18 protein-coding genes are annotated in these 18,757 nt (G+C 71.3%); 10 read left to right on the forward strand and 8 right to left on the reverse strand.

The genetic code is table 11. The features are described from left to right. Positions 1–123 precede the first annotated feature (123 nt). The gene (locus AB0A97_RS10220) at positions 124–843 is read left to right on the forward strand and encodes a PIG-L deacetylase family protein (RefSeq protein ID WP_361147413.1); all 720 of its coding nucleotides are present in this window, start codon (positions 124–126) and stop codon (positions 841–843) included. Between the two features lie 501 nt (positions 844–1,344). Here AB0A97_RS10220 and AB0A97_RS10225 read toward each other — a convergent pair. The 3 genes from AB0A97_RS10225 to ychF form a co-directional block, all read right to left on the reverse strand. After that, positions 1,345–1,599, reverse strand: coding sequence for a Txe/YoeB family addiction module toxin (locus tag AB0A97_RS10225; RefSeq protein WP_176163822.1), 255 nt, complete (start codon positions 1,597–1,599; stop codon positions 1,345–1,347). Next, entirely contained in the window at positions 1,596–1,877 is a 282-nt protein-coding gene (locus AB0A97_RS10230; protein WP_361147148.1) for a type II toxin-antitoxin system prevent-host-death family antitoxin, read from the reverse strand. The genes AB0A97_RS10225 and AB0A97_RS10230 overlap by 4 nt, the downstream gene beginning before the upstream one ends. Before the next feature lie 197 nt (positions 1,878–2,074). Then, a complete protein-coding gene (gene ychF / locus AB0A97_RS10235; protein ID WP_361147151.1) occupies positions 2,075–3,163 on the reverse strand; it encodes a redox-regulated ATPase YchF in 1,089 nt (362 codons plus the stop codon). 308 nt (positions 3,164–3,471) lie between these two features. Between ychF and AB0A97_RS10240 the strand changes: the two genes are divergently transcribed. Then, complete coding sequence (locus AB0A97_RS10240) at positions 3,472–4,392, forward strand: DUF6542 domain-containing protein (protein ID WP_361147154.1); 921 nt, start codon at positions 3,472–3,474, stop codon at positions 4,390–4,392. Here AB0A97_RS10240 and ppgK read toward each other — a convergent pair. Then, positions 4,358–5,233: a polyphosphate--glucose phosphotransferase gene (ppgK, locus tag AB0A97_RS10245; RefSeq protein ID WP_361147157.1), complete on the reverse strand. Its 876-nt coding sequence runs from the start codon at positions 5,231–5,233 to the stop codon at positions 4,358–4,360. The two genes, AB0A97_RS10240 and ppgK, sit on opposite strands and share 35 nt — an antisense overlap. A gap of 110 nt (positions 5,234–5,343) precedes the next feature. Continuing rightward, positions 5,344–6,405 carry a 4-hydroxy-3-methylbut-2-enyl diphosphate reductase gene (locus AB0A97_RS10250; protein WP_361147160.1) on the reverse strand — a complete coding sequence of 354 codons (1,062 nt, stop codon included), beginning with the start codon at positions 6,403–6,405 and terminating at the stop codon, positions 5,344–5,346. 344 nt (positions 6,406–6,749) lie between these two features. On the opposite strand from AB0A97_RS10250, the gene AB0A97_RS10255 reads away from it, so the two are divergent. The 4 genes from AB0A97_RS10255 (at position 6,750) to AB0A97_RS10270 (ending at position 10,879) form a co-directional block, all read left to right on the forward strand. Further along, on the forward strand, positions 6,750–8,246 hold the full coding sequence (locus tag AB0A97_RS10255; protein ID WP_361147163.1) for an APC family permease: 1,497 nt from the start codon (positions 6,750–6,752) through the stop codon (positions 8,244–8,246). Positions 8,247–8,382: 136 nt separating this feature from the next. Further along, positions 8,383–9,624, forward strand: a complete 1,242-nt coding sequence (gene xseA, locus AB0A97_RS10260; protein WP_361147165.1) for an exodeoxyribonuclease VII large subunit — start codon at positions 8,383–8,385, stop codon at positions 9,622–9,624. Between the two features lie 10 nt (positions 9,625–9,634). Beyond that, positions 9,635–9,931, forward strand: coding sequence for an exodeoxyribonuclease VII small subunit (locus tag AB0A97_RS10265; protein WP_361147168.1), 297 nt, complete (start codon positions 9,635–9,637; stop codon positions 9,929–9,931). Between the two features lie 354 nt (positions 9,932–10,285). Beyond that, a complete protein-coding gene (locus AB0A97_RS10270) occupies positions 10,286–10,879 on the forward strand; it encodes a malonic semialdehyde reductase (protein WP_030024650.1) in 594 nt (197 codons plus the stop codon). 185 nt (positions 10,880–11,064) lie between these two features. Here AB0A97_RS10270 and AB0A97_RS10275 read toward each other — a convergent pair whose 3' ends face one another. Further along, on the reverse strand, positions 11,065–11,574 hold the full coding sequence (locus tag AB0A97_RS10275) for a DUF4245 domain-containing protein (RefSeq protein WP_361147416.1): 510 nt from the start codon (positions 11,572–11,574) through the stop codon (positions 11,065–11,067). Positions 11,575–11,811: 237 nt separating this feature from the next. Between AB0A97_RS10275 and glpX the strand changes: the two genes are divergently transcribed. Next, positions 11,812–12,843, forward strand: a complete 1,032-nt coding sequence (glpX, locus tag AB0A97_RS10280; RefSeq protein WP_031000860.1) for a class II fructose-bisphosphatase — start codon at positions 11,812–11,814, stop codon at positions 12,841–12,843. A gap of 116 nt (positions 12,844–12,959) precedes the next feature. Here glpX and AB0A97_RS10285 read toward each other — a convergent pair whose 3' ends face one another. After that, complete coding sequence (locus AB0A97_RS10285; protein ID WP_033040133.1) at positions 12,960–13,322, reverse strand: WhiB family transcriptional regulator; 363 nt, start codon at positions 13,320–13,322, stop codon at positions 12,960–12,962. Between the two features lie 209 nt (positions 13,323–13,531). Continuing rightward, positions 13,532–14,302: a DUF1707 domain-containing protein gene (locus AB0A97_RS10290; RefSeq protein ID WP_361147419.1), complete on the reverse strand. Its 771-nt coding sequence runs from the start codon at positions 14,300–14,302 to the stop codon at positions 13,532–13,534. Between the two features lie 210 nt (positions 14,303–14,512). On the opposite strand from AB0A97_RS10290, the gene AB0A97_RS10295 reads away from it, so the two are divergent. The 3 genes from AB0A97_RS10295 (at position 14,513) to AB0A97_RS10305 (ending at position 18,502) form a co-directional block, all read left to right on the forward strand. Further along, the gene (locus AB0A97_RS10295) at positions 14,513–16,207 is read left to right on the forward strand and encodes a fumarate hydratase (RefSeq protein ID WP_361147173.1); all 1,695 of its coding nucleotides are present in this window, start codon (positions 14,513–14,515) and stop codon (positions 16,205–16,207) included. 106 nt (positions 16,208–16,313) lie between these two features. After that, positions 16,314–17,726 carry a class II fumarate hydratase gene (locus AB0A97_RS10300; protein ID WP_361147176.1) on the forward strand — a complete coding sequence of 471 codons (1,413 nt, stop codon included), beginning with the start codon at positions 16,314–16,316 and terminating at the stop codon, positions 17,724–17,726. Between the two features lie 68 nt (positions 17,727–17,794). After that, on the forward strand, positions 17,795–18,502 hold the full coding sequence (locus tag AB0A97_RS10305) for a DUF402 domain-containing protein (protein ID WP_361147421.1): 708 nt from the start codon (positions 17,795–17,797) through the stop codon (positions 18,500–18,502). Positions 18,503–18,757: the final 255 nt, after the last annotated feature.

The following is an 18,757-nucleotide window of genomic DNA, read 5'->3' on the forward strand; positions in this document are numbered from 1 at the left end:
AGTCGGTACGACACGCCGCACGCGCGCCCGGCGCCCGAGCGGTACGGGAAGGAGCCCACCGTGCCCGACACACCCACCGGCGGCGGCACCGACGGGGCCGCCCCGGCCTCCCCCCTCTCCCCCATGCCGGAGGACTGGCAGCGGGCCCTGGCCGTCGTCGCCCACCCCGACGACCTCGAATACGGCGCGGCCGCCGCCGTCGCCGAGTGGACCGACGCCGGACGCGAGGTCGCCTACCTCCTCGTCACCCGCGGCGAAGCGGGCATCGACGGCCTCGGCCCCGAGGAGTGCGCCGCGGTCCGCGAGGCGGAGCAACGAGCGAGCGCCGCCGCCGTCGGCGTCCGAACGGTCGAATTCCTGGACCACCACGACGGCGTCATCCAGCCCGGCCTTCCCCTGCGCCGCGACCTGTCGGCCGCCATCCGCCGGCACCGCCCGGAGCTGCTGATCACCCTCAACCATCACGACACCTGGGGCGGCGTGGCCTGGAACACCCCGGACCACCGGGTCGTGGGCCGCGCCACCCTCGACGCGGCAGGCGACGCGGGCAACCGCTGGATCTTCCCCGACCTGACGGCCGAACTCGGCCTCGAGCCCTGGAACGGCGTCCGCTGGGTAGCGGTGGCCGGCTCCCCGTACCCCACCCACGCGAAAGAAGTCGGCCCCGGCATCGACCGAGCCATCGCCTCCCTCGCCGAACACCACACCTACATCACCGGCCTGGAGGGCCCCTCCCAAGACCCCACCACCTACGCCCGCAACTTCCTCGAACCCCTGCTCCACACCTCCGGCACCCAATACCGCGGCACACCCGCCACCCTCTTCCAGCTCTACCCGCGCTGAGTACGGGCTCCCCGCTCCATCACACGCGCCACAAAGCCCTCCACCACCTCAGCGACCTCCCGCGGCTTCTCCAACAACATCGCATGGGTCGCATCCGCCCCACGCGGTTCCCGCAGGCCTCATCCAGCACCGATCCAGCACGGTGCGAAGTCACCCAGCACATCCAGCGCCCGCGACCGAGACAGCGCGGACAAGGTATCTGCCCACCGCCACCCGACCGAGGGCACCCTGGGGAGGTGCTGGTAGGCGGCGACGGGGTACCGGACCGCCTTCCGAGCGCCAAGCACACGATCAGCTGGCGGATATCACTCCGCGACGCGGGCGGTACGGCTTCCTGCGAACAAGGGGCAGCCCGACGCGCCACTGGGTGAGGTCAGAATCGACTTCGAGACCCTCGACCGGACACACCCTTGCCATCTCTGAGATCGGTCGGGCTTCTCGAACGCCGGCCTCGGCCCGATGATGGGGAAGAGACGCCCCAGCACACCGGGCACTCACCGATCAGTAGTGATACCGGGCAGCGAGGATGACGATCTCCTCACCCGTCACCAGATAGACGAGGCGGTGTTCTTCGTCGATCCGTCGCGACCAGGCACCAGGCAGGTGATACTTCAGCGGCTCCGGCTTGCCGATGCCTGTGAAAGGGTCACGCCTGACATCTTCGATGAGCTTGTTGATCCGGGCGAGCATCTTGCGGTCGTTCTTGAGCCAGGACGTGTAGTCCTCCCAGCCCTGATCCTCGAAGACGAGCCTCACGCGGCGCCCGCACCCGCGTCCGGCGACTCGGGATCGATCAATGCACGTTCCGACACGTTGATGTGCGACAGAGCGTTCTCGTAAGCCTTGAGCAGCCGACGGGCGTTCGCCGGCGAGCGCAACAGGTAGGAGCCCTCACGCAGCGCCGCGTAGTCCTCGGCCGAGACAAGCACCGCGTTGCCGTGCTTGGAGACGATCTCGATGGCCTCATGGTTTTCGTTGACCTTTTTGATCAACGGAAACAGGTCCTTGCGGGCTTCACTCGCGGTCATAGACATGACTCCGACCCTCCCATCAAGTGGTACTGAATAACGTACCACTCCTGGTGTCGCCTGAGAGGGGAACCATCTGATGATCGCTCAGCTGATCCAGCACTCATCCAGCACAGGGAAAGACTAGGGGCCCGCCTTCGGAGAAGTGGACCCCATCTGACCTGCATGTTTGCCACGTCAGCGACGTGGTGTTATTCATCCGCTTACACGTTGAAGCGGAACTCCACCACATCCCCGTCCTGCATCACATAATCCTTGCCCTCCATGCGCGCCTTTCCGGCGGCGCGGGCCTCGGCGACCGACCCCGTCTCCACCAGGTCCTCGAACGAGATGACCTCGGCCTTGATGAAGCCCTTCTGGAAGTCCGTGTGGATGACGCCGGCCGCCTCGGGGGCCGTGGCGCCCTTCTTGATGGTCCAGGCGCGGGTTTCCTTGGGGCCGGCGGTGAGGTAGGTCTGGAGGCCGAGGGTGTTGAAGCCTACGTGGGCGAGGGTGGCGAGACCGGGCTCCTGCTGGCCTACGGACTGGAGGAGTTCGAGGGCCTCCTCCTCGTCGAGTTCGGCGAGGTCGGCTTCCAGTTTGGCGTTGAGGAAGATGGCCTCGGCGGGGGCGACCAGGGCGCGCTGTTCGGCCTTGAAGTCCTCGTCGGTCAGCTCGTCCTCGTCGACGTTGAAGACGTAGAGGAAGGGCTTGGTGGTGAGGAGGTGGAGGTCGTGGAGGAGTTCCTCGTTGCCGGAGCCCTGGACGATGCCCTGCGAGAAGAGGGTGTCGCCCTTCTCCAGGATGGCCTTGGCCTCCTCGACCGCCTTGACCTTCGGTGCGACGTCCTTCTTGATGCGCGACTCCTTCTGGAGGCGCGGCAGGACCTTCTCGATGGTCTGGAGGTCGGCGAGGATCAGCTCGGTGTTGATGGTCTCGATGTCGTCCTTGGGCGAGACCTTGCCGTCGACGTGGACGACGTTCTCGTCCTTGAAGGCGCGGATGACCTGGCAGATGGCGTCGGACTCGCGGATGTTCGCCAGGAACTTGTTGCCCAGGCCCTCGCCCTCGGAGGCGCCGCGGACGATGCCGGCGATGTCGACGAAGTCGACGGTGGCCGGGAGGATCTTCTGGGAGTCGAAGATCTTGGCCAGCTCGGCGAGGCGGGTGTCGGGGACGCCGACGACGCCGACGTTGGGCTCGATGGTGGCGAACGGGTAGTTGGCCGCCAGCACGTCGTTCTTGGTCAGGGCGTTGAACATGGTCGACTTGCCGACATTCGGCAGACCGACGATTCCGATCGTGAGCGACACGGTGGCGACTTCCCGGAGAGGATGCGAGTGGACTGGGCGGTACGTACGGACCGCTGGGGGCCCGGGCGGCCCTCGTGAGGGCCCGTACGGTCCGTGGAGGACCGGTCGTCCAGTCTACGGGGCGGGGGAAGGGGTAGGGCAGGCGGCCGGAGAGCGGTCACGGGCGTGGTTCGTGAAGGCGCGAGGGCGGGTATGCGTACGCTGCGTTACGGCCGTGGGGTGATTTGTACGCCGAATGGGCCGGTCAGGTCAGACAAAACGCGTGTCCTGTAACCGGTTGATACCACTTGGCGGCCTACCGTTGCCGAGTGGAGCAACACAGAGCGCGCAGCCCCCAGCACAGTCCGCCCCGGACCGGCCGTCCGGCAGCGGGCCAGGACGCACGGCTCCCCCGCCCCGCGGAGGCCGTGCCGACGAACGGTTCCAGCACCCGGGGCGCCCGGGACGCCCTGAATGCAGCGGGCACTCCGGGAGCACCCCGGGCCCCGGGCGGTCCAGGTGCCCCACGCGGCCCCGGGGCGGACGGCTTCGGCGAGGAGAGTTCGACCGTCTACCGGGTCCGCGCGCGCCGGAGCGGGCCGCTGGCCCCGCTGGCGGCGGCCGCCGCGCGGCTGCCCGCGCCCCGGCTCACCGGGCTGGGGTGCGGTCTGCTCAGCACCCTCGCCCTCTTCGCCTTCGCCTTCTTCGACCGACTGCTGTTCGGTGCCGCGCCGACGGCCTACGGGGTGTTCTTCATCCTGGTGAGCGTGTGCGCCGGGCTGTGGGTACGGCCGTACGACCTGATCACGGCGCCGGTCGCACTGCCCATCGCGTACACCGTCGGAACGGTGCCGATCAGCCACGACACGGGCGGGATCGGCGGACTGCTGATGGGCGTCTTCACCGTGCTGGCGACGCAGGCGGGCTGGCTGTACGCGGGCACACTGACCTGCGCGCTGATCGTTCTCGTACGCAAGGCGGCGGCCCTGGCGCGGCGGCAGGCCGAACGGCACGCGCGGCGGCAGGCGGCGCGTGCGGCGGGCCGGGCGCCCGCCCGGGCGCAGAGCGCCGGGAAGGCGCCGGGCGCGGCGCCGGAGCGCGTGCGCCGGCGTGCGGAGCAGGCGCCGGGGCCGGGACAGCGCCCGGGGCTGGGCCAGGGGCCGCACCGCCCCGGCCGCACGTCCGGGCAGCCCACCGCCCAGCGCGCGGGGCAGGTCAGGGATCGGCCGGCCAGCCGACCTGCGACGTAGTGGGGTCGGGGGAAGGAGAAGCGGCGGGGGCCGGGGAGAGTGGGCCCGCTGACGCGCCCGCGCCGGCGGGGGCCGCCGCGCCCTCCTGGCCCGCGGCCCGCGCGGCCATCGCCGCGCCCACGATGCCCGCGCTGTTCTGCAGCTGGGCGGGCACGATCTCCGCCCGGATGCCCTCGATCAGCGGCAGGAACTTCGCCGCCTTGCGGCTGACACCGCCGCCGATCACGAACAGCCGGGGCGAGAAGAGCATCTCCACGTGGGCCAGGTATTTCTGCACGCGGTGCGCCCACTGCTGCCAGCTCAGGTCCTCGTCGTCCTTGACCTTGGTGGACGCGCGCTTCTCCGCGTCGTGGCCGTGCAGTTCCAGGTGGCCCAGCTCGGTGTTGGGCACGAGCTTGCCGTCGGTGAAGACGGCGCTGCCGATGCCGGTGCCGAAGGTGAGCACGATGACCGTGCCCCCGCGGCCCCGGCCCGCGCCGAAGTGCATCTCGGCCAGGCCGGCCGCGTCCGCGTCGTTGAGGACCGTGACCGGGCAGCCGCCGGTCCCGCCGCCGAGGCGGCCCGCCAGCAGCGCGGCCGCGTTCCGGTCGATCCACCCCTTGTCGACATTGGCCGCCGTACGGGTGACCCCGTCGGTCACCACGCCGGGGAACGTCGCACCGACCGGCCCCGACCAGCCGAAATGGTCCACGACCTGCTGGACGCAGTCCGCCACCGCGTCCGGGGTCGCCGGATGCGGGGTCAGTACCTTGTACCGCTCGTCCGCCAGGTCACCGCGCTCCAGGTCCACCGGAGCGCCCTTGATGCCCGACCCGCCGATGTCCACACCAAAGACCTTCATGCCTAGAGGCTAGGCGGGGACGGGCCGGTTCACCCCTCGACTTCCGGGTTCAACAGCCGGCCCGCCCGGGCCCGGCGGCAGGAACGGCTCCGGGCGCCGCCCCGGAGCCCTCAGCTCTCGGCGGCGGTCTTCGCCTCGGAGCGCAGGTCGCGGCGGAGCTCCTTCGGCAGGGAGAAGGTGATCGACTCCTCGGCTGCCTTGACCGTCTCCACGTCCTCGTAGCCGCGCTGGGCGAGCCAGTCCAGTACGCCGTGCACCAGGACCTCGGGGACGGAGGCACCGGAGGTCAGGCCGACCGTGGTCACGCCCTCCAGCCAGCTCTCGTCGATCTCCTCGGCGCCGTCGACCAGGTGGGCGGCGCGGGCGCCGGCGCCGAGGGCGACCTCGACGAGGCGGACGGAGTTCGAGGAGTTCTTGGAGCCGACGACGATGACCAGGTCGGCCTCGGCGCCCATCTGCTTGACGGCGGTCTGACGGTTCTGCGTGGCGTAGCAGATGTCGTCGCTGGGCGGGGAGAGGAGGTTGGGGTAGCGGCCCTTGATGGCGTCGACCGTCTCCATGGTCTCGTCGACCGAGAGGGTGGTCTGGGAGAGCCAGACGACCTTGTCCGGGTCGCGGACCTCGATGTTCCGCACGTCGTCGGGGCCGTCGACCAGGGTGATGTGCTCGGGGGCCTCGCCGCTGGTGCCGATGACCTCTTCGTGGCCCTCGTGGCCGATCAGGAGGATGTCGAAGTCCTCCTTGGCGTACCGGACGGCTTCCTTGTGCACCTTGGTGACCAGCGGGCAGGTGGCGTCGATGGTGGCCAGCTTGCCCTGCTTGGCCTCGTCGTGGACGACCGGGGCGACGCCGTGCGCGGAGAAGATGACGATGTTGCCCTCGGGGACCTCCGCCGTCTCCTCGACGAAGATCGCGCCCTTCTTCTCCAGGGTCTTGACGACGTACTTGTTGTGGACGATCTCGTGGCGCACGTAGACGGGCGCGCCGTACTGTTCCAGGGCTTTCTCGACGGCGATCACGGCACGGTCCACGCCCGCGCAATAACCGCGGGGCGCGGCGAGCAGGACCCGGCGGCGGTCCTCGCGCGGTGCGGCGTCTCCGTCCGGAACGGTCTCGCCGTCCGGAACGGTGGCGGGCGACGGGCTGGGCGTAGCAGCAGTCATACGATCCATCGTACGGGGCCGACTTCGGGGTTCGCGCTGCCGCCGGGACGTGGCGGGGCGCGCGGCGCGACGGGGGCGCGCGGGTTCCGCTTCACGCGGGCGTGGGCGCCCCTCCGGCTTCCGTCGCGCCCCTCCGGCTCCCGCCACGCTCCCCCGTCGCGCCCCTCCGGTTTCCGCCACGCTCCCCCGTCGCGCCCACCCGGCTCCCGCCACGCACCCCCTTCGCCTCCTCGGCTGCCTCCCCCGACCGCCTCTCCTGGCGCGTCACCCCCGCCCGGGACGCGGGCTTGCCCGAAGCTGGGAGACAGCCGACGATCATCGTCGGCCGTACGTCCCCTGCTGGAGTGACCGTCATGAGCGCACCGTCCGAGCCGAACCCGCCCGCCCGTCGCCCGCCGCCCTCCGCCCCCGGAGACGCGTCGCGCGACGCCTCCTCCGGTACCGCCACGGCGGCCGGTGCGGCCGCCGTGCCGCCCGACGGCGGCGGGCTCCGGCGCACGCTGTCCTTCCGCGACCTGGTCGTCTACGGGCTGCTGTTCATCGCCCCGATGGCCCCCGTCGGAATCTTCGGCACGCTCCAGGCCAAGTCGCACGGCGCGATCACCGCCGTCTACGTGGTGGCGACGGTCGCGATGGCCTTCACCGCGTACTCGTACGCGCAGATGGTGCGGGTCGCGCCGCAGGCCGGGTCGGTCTTCACCTACGCGCGGGCCGGGCTCGGCGACGGGGCGGGCTTCGTCGCGGGGTGGATGGCGATGCTCGACTACCTGCTGATCCCGGCGGTGGCGTACCTCTTCTCCGGCATCGCCATGCACGCGCTGGTGCCGTCCGTGCACCAGTGGGTGTGGACGGCACTCGCGGTGGTCGTCACCACGCTGCTGAACCTCCTGGGGGTACGGACGGCGGCGGTGGCCGGGTTCGTGGTGCTGGCGATGGAGCTGGCGGTGCTGGTGGTGTTCGTGGTGGTGGCGGTGTGGGTGCTGGCCACGGACGGGGCGCAGCGCGGCTGGTCGGCGCCGCTGACCGGCGAGGGGGCGTTCTCCACGAGTGCGGTGCTGGCCGCGGTGTCGGTCGCGGTGCTGTCGTACCTGGGGTTCGATGCGATCGCGTCGTTCGCGGAAGAGGCGAAGGAAGCGCGTCCAGGGAAGGGCGGCGGGCGACGGTCGGGCGGGGTGCGGGTGGCGCGGGCGGTGCTGACCTGCCTGGTCATCGCGGGGGTGCTGTTCGCCGTACAGACGTACCTGGCGGCGCTGCTGGCGCCGATGTCGGCGGCTGAGCTGGCGGACCGGCCCGCCGAACAGGGCGACGCCTTCTACACGACGGCGGACGCGGCCGCCGGCGAGTGGCTGCAAAAGCTGGTGGCGGCGAGCAAGGCCGTCGGGGCGGCGTTCGCGGCGCTGGCTGGGCAGGCGGCGGCCGGGCGGCTGCTGTTCGCGATGGCGCGGGACCGGCGGCTGCCGGGCGCGATGTCGAAGGTGGACGCGGGCAGCGGGGTGCCGCGCCGGGCGCTGCTGGGTGCCGCGGTGGTGACGCTGGTCGCGGCGGTGTGGGCGGCCCGCCGCGACGACGGGCTGGACCACCTGTCCTCGATCGTCAACGTGGGCGCGCTGACCGCCTTCGGGCTGCTGCACGCCTCGGTGATCGGCTGGTTCTGGGTACGCAAGCGGGCCGAGCGGCCGAGCGTCCTCAAACACGTGCTGGTGCCGGTACTGGGGCTGGGCGTGGTGGTCGCGGTCGTCGTGGAGGCGTCCCGGACCGCGCAGATCGTCGGAGCGGCCTGGTTGGTGGTGGGGCTGGTGGTACTGGGGGTGCAGTACGGGCGCCGAAGGGCCGGAGCGGCGGGTGGCTGACGCCGCGACCGGCCGTACCGGCGACGGAGCCGGAGTGGCGGGTGGCTGACGCCGCGGCGGTCTGTGCCGCGGCGGTCTGTACGGGCACGGAGCCGCGCGCCCCGGCGCTGTCAGTGCCGGGCTATACGCTCGTGACATGAGTGTGAGGACGTCCGCGGAGGCGCCGATCCCCGTCGGCGAGGTGTCGCGGCTCATCGGGGGGTGGATCGACCGGCTGGGGGCCGTCTGGGTCGAGGGGCAGATCACCCAGCTGTCCCGGCGGCCGGGCGCCGGTGTGGTCTTCCTGACACTGCGCGACCCGTCGTACGACATCTCGGTGAGCGTGACGTGCTACCGCCAGGTCTTCGACAAGGTCGCGGACGTGGTCAGCGAGGGCGCGCGCGTCGTCGTGCACGCCAAGCCGGAGTGGTACGCCCCGCGCGGCCAGCTCTCGCTGCGGGCCGCCGAGATCAAACCGGTGGGCGTCGGCGAGCTGCTGGCGCGCCTGGAGCAACTGAAGAAGTCGCTGGCGGCCGAGGGCCTGTTCCGGTCGGAGCGCAAGCGGGGGCTGCCGTTCCTGCCGCAACTGATCGGCCTGGTGTGCGGCCGGGCCAGCGCCGCCGAGCGGGACGTCCTGGAGAACGCCCGGCTGCGCTGGCCGGCGGTCCGCTTCGAGGTGCGCAACGTGCCGGTGCAGGGCGTGCACGCGGTGCCCCAGGTGATCGAGGCGGTCAAGGAGCTGGACGCGCTCCCCGAGGTCGACGTGATCATCGTGGCGCGCGGCGGCGGCAGCGTCGAGGACCTGCTGCCGTTCTCGGACGAGCAGCTCGTTCGGGCCGTGGGCGCCGCCCGTACCCCCGTCGTCTCCGCGATCGGCCACGAACCGGACTCGCCGCTGCTGGACCTGGTCGCCGACCTGCGCGCCTCGACCCCGACGGACGCGGCGAAGAAGGTCGTACCGGACGTCGGCGAGGAGTTCGCCCGCATCCAGCAGTTGCGCGAGCGGGCGCTGCGTGCGATCAACGGCTGTCTGGACCGCGAGGAGCGGGGCCTGGCCGCGGCCCTGAGCAGGCCCTCCATGCAGCGGCCCCACCGGATGGTCGAGGAACGCGAGGACCAGGTCACAGCCCTGCTGGAGCGCGGCCGACGCACCCTGGGGCATCTGCTGGACCGGGCCGACTCGGAGCTGTCGCACACGCTGGCGCGGGTCGTCGCCCTCTCCCCCAAGGCGACCCTGGAGCGTGGCTACGCGGTGCTACAGAAGCCGGACGGCTCGGCCGTGCGGTCGCCGCACGAGGTCGCGCCGGACGACGAACTCCGGGCCCGGGTCGCCGAGGGCGAGTTCCGGGTACGGGTGTCCGGGAACGGCTCACGGCCCGATGTCACACCCCCGGAATAGGGTGGGAGCCATGGCGAAGGCGAAGACGGACGACGACACGGTGGCGGACGGCACGGCGGACGCGGCGCAGTCGGACGGATCCACGCTCGGGTACGAACAGGCCCGGGACGAGCTGATCGAGGTCGTCCGCAGCCTGGAGGCCGGCGGGACCACGCTGGAGGAGTCCCTCGCTCTCTGGGAGCGCGGCGAGGAGCTGGCCAAGGTCTGCCGCCGCTGGCTGGACGGAGCGCGGGCGCGCTTGGACGCGGCGCTGGCGGAGGAAGCGGCAGCGGAAGAGGACGGGACGGGCGAGGACGCGGCCGGGTAGCGGGCGGGGAGGGCGGGGGCCTCACCCCCTCGCCCGGCGCCCCACACAGGCCGGGGCCCAGCACCCGCGCCCCGCACCCGGCACCCGGCACCCGGCACCCGGCACCCAATGTCCGGCCGCCGTGCCGCCGTGCCGCCGCGCGCCCTCAGCCCTTCACGCCCCGAAGCTCCCCAAGCCCCGGGCGCCGAAGCACCCGGGGCGTCCGCAGCACCCGGAACGTCCGCGGCACCCGGTGCGTCCGCGGCGCCCACCCCTTGTGAATCGGGTCACGATTCCACCGTATTAGTTGAAACTTAATCTATCTTGGTTACAGTTGATGACGAACACGGAAATCCCGACTTACGAGGTGCCCTCATGTCTCTCGCGCTCGACGCCGCCGCCCAGGACCTCCTCTTCCGCGAGGCCCAGACCGCCAACTCGTTCACGGACGAGCCGGTGACGGACGAGCAGGTGCAGGCCATCTACGACCTGGTGAAGTACGCCCCCACCGCCTTCAACCAGTCGCCGCTGCGCATCACCATGGTCCGTTCCGAGGACGCCCGCGAGCGCCTGGTGCGGCACGCGATGGGTGCCAACGGCCCGAAGACGCTGAGCGCGCCGCTGACCGTGATCCTCTCCACGGACCTCGACTTCCACGAGAAGCTGCCGACGCTGTTCCCGCACGCCCCCGGCATCAAGGACACGTTCTTCTCCGAGGCCGCCGTCCGTGAGGTCGCCGGCGTCCAGAACGCGACGCTGCAGGCCGGTTACTTCATCGTCGGCGTCCGCGCGGCGGGCCTGGCCGCGGGCCCGATGACCGGCTTCGACTTCGCCGGCATCGACAAGGAGTTCTTCGGCGACGGCAAGCAGAAGTCCTTCATGGTCATCAACATCGGCAAGCCGGGCGCCGACGCGTTCTTCCCGCGTTCGCCGCGGCTGGGTTTTGACGAGGCCGTCACCACCGTCTGAGCCGGCTGGGGGTCCGGGGGTCGCCCCCCGGAAAGACACAGCCCGCGTTCGCCGCGGCTGGGTTTTGACGAGGCCGTCACCACCGTCTGAGCCCGAGCGCCACACACGACGAGGCCGCCGCACCCATCCCGGGTGCGGCGGCCTCGTCGTACACATCCGGACCGGCCGATCCGCCGACCGGCCGGTCAGTCCTTCTTCGCCTCCAGCGACGCCGCCAGCTCCGCGAGGCGTCCGTACGGCGCGGTGCCGGTGAGGACGGTCGTGACACCCTCCTGCTCGCGCACCAGCGCGCGGTACTTCTCGCCCTTGTAGCGGTCCCACTTCGCGCCGCCGACGACCTGCTTGCCCGCGGCCTTCTCGGCGCCCAGCGTGACGTCCTGGACGAACTTCTTGGCGGGCGCGTCGCTCTGCTCCAGCGCCGCGTACTCCTGCTCCGGGTCGAGGAAGCCCAGATGCCAGGCGCCGCCCTTGCCGTCCTTGCTCGCCTTGTACGAGACGGAGGTGGCGCGCCAGCCCTCGGGCAGGCCCTTGGGCGCGGCGACCGGATACGGCGCGGCGCGCCGGGCGGTCGCGAGTTCGACGCGGTAGTCGACCGTCTTGACCGCGTTCACCTCGGCGGTCCTGCTGTCGTTGTGCGGGATGAAGACATAGATGCCCGCGACGAGGGCGCCGATCACCGCCATCGACAGGACCATGTCCCGAACCGTCTGCTTGCCTCGCATACCTGCCACGCCTCTATGGTCCCCCATCCCCGGCTCCGCGAAGACACCCCCCTGCCCCGCGGGCGTCCGGCGCCCGCGGTGCGGGGACACGCCCGCATGGCTCCTTGTCGCCGCTCATGCGTAGGGCCCGCTGCTCATTTTGGCGACGTACCGATAAAGTCATAGCCACCCTCACCATTCCGGCCGTCGCCGTACAGAAAGGTGCGCTCGATGACCGAGCATCATCTGCCGTCCCAACTAGAGGTCAGCCCCGAGGCTCCCGACCGCAACCTCGCGCTGGAGCTCGTCCGGGTGACCGAAGCCGGAGCCATGGCCTCGGGCCGCTGGGTCGGGCGCGGCGACAAGAACGGCGCCGACGGCGCCGCCGTCAAGGCCATGCGCGCCTTGATCCACACCGTCTCCATGAACGGTGTCGTGGTCATCGGGGAGGGCGAGAAGGACAACGCCCCGATGCTCTACAACGGCGAGCGGGTCGGTGACGGCACCGGCGCCGAGTGCGACGTGGCCGTGGACCCGGTCGACGGTACGACGCTGACGGCCAAGGGCATGGCCAACGCCGTCTCCGTGATGGCCGTGGCCGAGCGCGGCGCGATGTTCGACCCGTCCGCGGTCTTCTACATGGACAAGCTGGCCACCGGCCCGGAGGCCGCCGACTTCGTCGACATCACGGCGCCGGTCGGCGTGAACATCCGCCGGATCGCCAAGGCCAAGAAGTCCGCCGTCGAGGACGTAACCGTCGTCATTCTGGACCGGCCGCGCCACGAGGGCCTGGTCAAGGAGGTACGGGAGGCCGGCGCCCGGATCAAGTTCATCTCCGACGGCGACGTGGCCGGCGCGATCATGGCGGCCCGCGAGGGCACCGGCGTCGACCTGCTGCTGGGCATCGGCGGTACGCCGGAGGGCATCATCGCCGCGTGCGCGCTGAAGTGTCTGGGCGGCACCCTTCAGGCCAAGCTGTGGCCGAAGGACGACGAGGAGCGGCAGCGCGCGATCGACGCCGGGCACGACCTGGACAAGGTGCTGCAGACCGACGACCTGGTCCGCGGCGACAACGTCTTCTTCGTCGCCACCGGCATCACCGACGGCGACCTGCTGCGCGGGGTGCGCTACCGCGCCGAGACCGCGACCACCTCGTCGCTGGTGATGCGTTCCAAGTCCGGCACGATCCGCCGGGTCGACTCCGAGCACCGGCTCTCCAAGCTGCGCGCGTACAGCTCGGTCGACTTCGAGCGCCCCAACTAGGCCACCACCAGGCCCTGCGGCCCCGGTCCGCCGGCCCCCGCAAACACCCGGGCCGGGACTCCGCCGTCTTCCCGGCGGGGTCCCGGCCCGTCACGCGTGCCGGTCGCACGGGCCGCTCAACCGGCGGCGGCCTGCATACGGGCCGAGCGCTGCAGCTCGGTCTCCCGGCGCCGGCGGCGGGCCAGCACGACCCGGCGTTCGGCGGCGGTCAGGCCGCCCCACACCCCGTAGGGCTCCGGCTGCACGAGAGCGTGCTCCCGGCATTCGATCATCACCGGGCAGCGGGCGCAGACCCGCTTGGCGGCTTCCTCCCTCGCCAGGCGCGCGGCGGTCGGCTCCTTGGACGGTGCGAAGAACAGGCCCGCCTCGTCACGGCGGCACACCGCCTCCGCGTGCCAGGGACCGGCCTCTTCGCGAGAGGGAACCCGCTGGGACGGAACAACTGCGGTGTCCTGCAGAGGCTGATGCGGTAGCAGCACGGTCTACTCCTGACGACGGCTTCGGCGAAGAGTCACCCTTGCCCGTCTCGCTGCGCACGACTTTTCGCACCCCGCAGCCGTACGAGAGACGATGCACCAGCCCTACCCGCTGTACGCGTGCTTATGCACACGGTTGCGAACGGCCGCCGAGCAGTGCGGACGCGCCGCGGAGACACCGGCTCCGGCGACGGTCGCCGCCGTTACCCCCGTCAGTCGCGGTGACCGCCGTGCAGCCGCCCGTGCCGCTCGTCCCGGCGTTGCTCGTGCCAGGACCGGCGCTCGTCCCGGCGTTGTTCGTACCGGTCACGGCGCTCGTCGCGCCGCTGCTCCTGCCACGCGCGCCGGGCGCCGCGCAGGTCGTCGCGCAGGTCGCGCAGCCACTTGCCGCGCTTGGCCCGTGCCTCGACGCTGCCGAGCACCGCGTAGCCGTTGACGAGGACGACCGGGGCGTCGGCGTCCGCCGACTCGTTGGTCTCGACCTCGAAGGAGCCGAGCACGCCGGAACCGTTGCTGCGCAGGGTGACGTTCTCGGGCACCCGGATCTCCACGCTGCCGAAGATCGAGGTGACGTTGATCCGGACCTGCTGCTGCTGGAAGATCCCCTCGGTCAGGTCGATCTCCACGCTGCCGAAGATCGCGACGGCGTTGATACGGGACGGCACCCGCCAGCGGCCCTTGCGGGTCGAGGCGCTGAAGATCGCGACCATGCTCTGGTCCGGCAGCGCGCCGCCCGGTTCCGCCTCGTACGCGGCGGCCGGGGTCCGGGGCCCGGGGACACCGCCCTCCGCGGGCAGGTCGCGTACCAGCGGCTCCAGTTCGCCCATCGTCTTGGCGCGGTAGACCAGGTCGATGCGCTCGGAGTGCTCCTCGGCGTCCAGCCGCCCGACGGCCAGCGCCTCGCGCAGGATCTCCGCGATCCGGTCCCGGTCGGCGTCGGAGGCCCTCAGCTCGGCCTCGGCCACGGGCTTGGTCAGGTGCACCGGCTGCTGGGCTCGCTTGGCGAGCGACGATTCGTCCACGGGAGGCAGCCTACCGAAACGCGATAGATCGCGACTAGAGGACGCGCGACCCCGAAGGCGTTCCAGGTGAGCCTTACCTCACAGCGGCGACCGGGAGCCGGGGTTCTACGCTGGTCAGGCGCTGCCGCAGATGTCAGCCGAAATCCACCGCCCAGTGAGGAATTACCCCTGATGCCCCCCGCCTCCCACCCAACCGGCCCGGAATTCGCCTACACCGACCTGCTCCCCGTAGGCGAGGACAACACCCCCTACCGCCTGGTCACTTCGGAGGGTGTGAGCACCTTCGAGGCCGACGGACGCACGTTCCTCAAGGTCGAGCCGGAGGCGCTGCGCAAGCTGGCCGCCGAGGCGATGCACGACATCGCGCACTACCTGCGCCCGGCGCACCTCGCCCAGCTCCGCCGCATCCTGGACGACCCCGAGGCGTCCGCCAACGACCGCTTCGTGGCGCTGGACCTGCTGAAGAACGCCAACATCGCGGCGGCGGGCGTGCTGCCGATGTGCCAGGACACCGGCACCGCCATCGTCATGGGCAAGCGCGGCCAGAACGTACTGACCCGGGGCCGTGACGAGGAAGCGCTCTCCCGCGGCATCCACGACGCGTACACCCAGCTCAACCTGCGCTACTCCCAGATGGCCCCGCTGACCATGTGGGACGAGAAGAACACCGGCTCCAACCTCCCGGCCCAGATCGAGCTGTACGCGAACGACGGGGACGCGTACAAGTTCCTGTTCATGGCCAAGGGCGGCGGCAGCGCCAACAAGTCCTTCCTCTACCAGGAGACGAAGGCCGTCCTCAACGAGGCGAGCATGATGAAGTTCCTGGAGGAGAAGATCCGCTCGCTGGGCACGGCCGCCTGCCCGCCGTACCACCTGGCGATCGTCGTCGGCGGCACCAGCGCCGAGTACGCGATGAAGACCGCCAAGTACGCCTCCGCGCACTACCTGGACGAGCTGCCCGCCGAGGGCTCCCCCACCGGCCACGGCTTCCGGGACAAGGAGCTGGAGGAGAAGGTCTTCGAGCTGACGCAGAAGATCGGCATCGGCGCACAGTTCGGCGGCAAGTACTTCTGCCACGACGTGCGCGTGGTGCGCCTGCCCCGGCACGGCGCGTCCTGCCCGGTCGCCATCGCCGTCTCCTGCTCCGCCGACCGCCAGGCCGTCGCGAAGATCACCGCCGAGGGCGTCTTCCTGGAGCAGTTGGAGAAGGACCCGGCGCGCTTCCTCCCGGAGACGACCGAGGCGGAGCTGACCGAGGGCGCGGGCCCGGACCTCGACGCCGTGCGCATCGACCTGAACCAGCCGATGGACGAGATCCTGGCCGAGCTGACCAGGCACCCGGTCAAGACCCGACTGTCGCTCACCGGCACGCTGGTCGTCGCCCGCGACATCGCGCACGCGAAGATCAAGGAGCGGCTGGACGCGGGCGAGGAGATGCCCGAGTACCTGAAGAACCACCCGGTGTACTACGCGGGCCCGGCGAAGACTCCCGAGGGGTACGCGTCCGGCTCCTTCGGCCCGACCACGGCCGGCCGGATGGACGCCTACGTCGAGCAGTTCCAGGCGGCGGGCGGCTCGAAGGTCATGCTGGCCAAGGGCAACCGCTCGAAGCAGGTCACCGACGCGTGCGCCGCGCACGGCGGCTTCTACCTGGGCTCGATCGGCGGCCCGGCGGCGCGCTTGGCGCAGGACTGCATCAAGAAGGTCGAAGTCCTCGAATACGAGGAGCTGGGCATGGAGGCGGTCTGGCGGATCGAGGTCGAGGACTTCCCGGCGTTCATCGTCGTGGACGACAAGGGCAACGACTTCTTCCAGGACCCGGCGCCCGCTCCGACGTTCACCAGCATCCCGGTGCGGACCGCCTGACGGCCGTACGCCCCTCTGCGGCGGTTCGCTCCGCGCGTACCGCCTGACGGACGAAACCTGCCGGTGCCCGGGAACAGAATCACGGTTCCCGGGCACTGACAGAGGTATGAGCGACAACGGCCTGAGCGGCGACAACGGCGAGTACCGGACCGAGCACGACTCGATGGGCGAGGTGCGGGTGCCCGCCCGCGCGAAGTGGCGGGCGCAGACCCAGCGGGCGGTGGAGAACTTCCCGGTCTCCGGGCAGCGGCTGGAGCGGGCGCACATCGAGGCGCTGGCCCGTATCAAGGCCGCGGCGGCCAAGGCCAACGCCGGGCTGGGCGTGCTGGACGAGGACGTGGCGGCGGCGATCCAGGAGGCTGCGGCGGAGGTCGCGGAGGGGAAGTGGGACGACCACTTCCCCGTCGATGTGTTCCAGACCGGGTCCGGTACGTCGTCCAACATGAACACCAACGAGGTGCTCGCGACCCTCGCCACCGAGCGGCTGGGCCGCGACGTGCACCCCAACGACCACGTCAACGCCTCCCAGTCGTCCAACGACGTCTTCCCGTCCTCGATCCACATCGCGGCGACCGCGGCCGTCACCCACGACCTGATCCCGGCGCTGGAGCACCTGGCGGCCGCGCTGGAGCGCAAGGAGACCGAGTTCGCCGAGGTGGTGAAGGCGGGGCGGACGCATCTGATGGACGCCACGCCCGTCACCCTCGGCCAGGAGTTCGGCGGCTTCGCCGCGCAGGTCCGCTACGGCGTGGAGCGGCTGCGGTCCGCGCTGCCGCGGCTGGCCGAACTGCCGCTGGGCGGTACGGCGGTGGGCACCGGCATCAACACCCCGCCCGGCTTCCCCGCCGCGGTGATCGCCGAGGTGGCGCGGACCACGGGGCTGCCGCTGACCGAGGCGCGCAACCACTTCGAGGCGCAGGGCGCGCGCGACGCGGTCGTGGAGACCAGCGGGCAACTGCGCACCATCGGCGTCGGCCTGACGAAGATCGCCAACGATCTGCGCTGGATGTCCTCGGGGCCGCGCACCGGCCTCGCCGAGATCAACCTGCCCGACCTCCAGCCCGGTTCGTCCATCATGCCGGGCAAGGTCAACCCGGTGATCCCGGAGGCGGTGCTGATGGTGGCCGCGCAGGTCACCGGCAACGACGCGACGGTGGCCGCGGCGGGCGCCGCGGGCAACTTCGAGCTGAACGTGATGCTGCCGGTCATCGCGAAGAACGTGCTGGAGTCGGTACGGCTGCTGGCCAACGTCTCCCGGCTGCTCGCGGACCGCACGGTCGACGGGATCACCGCCAACGCCGAACGGGCCCGTGAGTACGCCGAGTCGTCGCCCTCCGTCGTCACCCCGCTCAACAAGTACCTCGGGTACGAGGAGGCCGCCAAGGTCGCCAAGAAGTCCCTGGCCGAGCGGAAGACGATCCGCGAGGTGGTCGTCGAGTCCGGCTACGTCGACCAGGGGCTGCTGACGGAACAGCAGTTGGACGAGGCACTCGACGTACTGAGCATGACACATCCGTAACGGACGGTGCGGCTTCCGTCACAGCGAGGACACCGGTGCGCCCCTAGGATCTGCTCATGACAGCGGACATGGTGGAGACGAGGAAGGGCGCCGCCGGGGCGGAGGACACGCGGGCCGCCGCGGAGACGCCGGGACGCTGGGCGCCCGGTGACCAGATCCTGTGGCGGTACCGCGACAACGCCGGCGACGGTATCCACATCTGCCGCCCGATGACCGTCGTCCAGGACACCGACGAGCTGCTCGCGGTGTGGATGGCGCCCGGCACGCCCTGCGTCAAGCCGGTGCTGGCCGACGGGACGCCCGTCCACCGCGAGCCGCTCGCCAGCCGGTACACCAAACCGCGGCGCGCCACCCGCGACCAGTGGTTCGGCACCGGGGTGCTGAAGCTGGCGCGGCCGCGCGACCCCTGGTCGGTGTGGCTGTTCTGGGAGCCCGGCTGGCACTTCAAGAACTGGTACGTGAACCTGGAGGAGCCGCGTCGCCGCTGGGCGGGCGGTATCGACTCGCAGGACCACTTCCTGGACATCTGCGTGTATCCGGACCGGCATTGGGAGTGGCGCGACGAGGACGAGTTCGCGCAGGCCCAGCGGGACGGGCTGATGCCGGCCGCGCTGGCGGCGGACGTACGGGCGGCGGGCCGCGCGGCGGTCGAACACATCGCCGCGTGGGGTGTGCCGTTCGGTTCGGGCTGGGAGGACTGGCGGCCCGATCCGGCGTGGGAGGTGCCGGGGCTGCCGGAGGACTGGGACCGGGCCGGGCCCGGCGGGCGGGACTGAGAGCCCGGCTCCGGGGCGGCTGCGCGGGCGTCCGCCCCGGCCGCGCGGAAGTCCGGCGACGCCTCACCGGCCGGTCATACGAGGGGGGCGGCTCCCGGCGCTCCGGTGAGCGGACGAAGGCGCGGCGTGGCGTGCGAGTGAGCCCCCTTGATGCGCCCCTGGGGATCAACCGTAGGATCGTCCTCCACAAGACTGCACAGGCGTAACTCAAGACTGCACGGAACTGCACGGACGTGGCTCCCGAGGCGGAGTCCC

Origin of the sequence: Streptomyces sp. NPDC045470, from assembly GCF_040646595.1 — a bacterium.
In the GTDB taxonomy this organism is placed as follows: domain Bacteria; phylum Actinomycetota; class Actinomycetes; order Streptomycetales; family Streptomycetaceae; genus Streptomyces.

What these genes read in the sequence shown, in the direction of transcription:
- AB0A97_RS10220 (WP_361147413.1), top strand. Translation starts at nt 124, where the DNA reads ATGCCGGAGGACTGGCAGCGGGCCCTGGCCGTCGTCGCCCACCCCGAC.
- AB0A97_RS10230 (WP_361147148.1), bottom strand. Translation starts at nt 1,877, where the DNA reads ATGTCTATGACCGCGAGTGAAGCCCGCAAGGACCTGTTTCCGTTGATC.
- ppgK (WP_361147157.1), bottom strand. Translation starts at nt 5,233, where the DNA reads ATGAAGGTCTTTGGTGTGGACATCGGCGGGTCGGGCATCAAGGGCGCT.
- AB0A97_RS10250 (WP_361147160.1), bottom strand. Translation starts at nt 6,405, where the DNA reads ATGGATCGTATGACTGCTGCTACGCCCAGCCCGTCGCCCGCCACCGTT.
- AB0A97_RS10255 (WP_361147163.1), top strand. Translation starts at nt 6,750, where the DNA reads ATGAGCGCACCGTCCGAGCCGAACCCGCCCGCCCGTCGCCCGCCGCCC.
- xseA (WP_361147165.1), top strand. Translation starts at nt 8,383, where the DNA reads ATGAGTGTGAGGACGTCCGCGGAGGCGCCGATCCCCGTCGGCGAGGTG.
- AB0A97_RS10265 (WP_361147168.1), top strand. Translation starts at nt 9,635, where the DNA reads ATGGCGAAGGCGAAGACGGACGACGACACGGTGGCGGACGGCACGGCG.
- AB0A97_RS10270 (WP_030024650.1), top strand. Translation starts at nt 10,286, where the DNA reads ATGTCTCTCGCGCTCGACGCCGCCGCCCAGGACCTCCTCTTCCGCGAG.
- AB0A97_RS10275 (WP_361147416.1), bottom strand. Translation starts at nt 11,574, where the DNA reads ATGGTCCTGTCGATGGCGGTGATCGGCGCCCTCGTCGCGGGCATCTAT.
- glpX (WP_031000860.1), top strand. Translation starts at nt 11,812, where the DNA reads ATGACCGAGCATCATCTGCCGTCCCAACTAGAGGTCAGCCCCGAGGCT.
- AB0A97_RS10295 (WP_361147173.1), top strand. Translation starts at nt 14,513, where the DNA reads ATGCCCCCCGCCTCCCACCCAACCGGCCCGGAATTCGCCTACACCGAC.
- AB0A97_RS10300 (WP_361147176.1), top strand. Translation starts at nt 16,314, where the DNA reads ATGAGCGACAACGGCCTGAGCGGCGACAACGGCGAGTACCGGACCGAG.
- AB0A97_RS10305 (WP_361147421.1), top strand. Translation starts at nt 17,795, where the DNA reads ATGGTGGAGACGAGGAAGGGCGCCGCCGGGGCGGAGGACACGCGGGCC.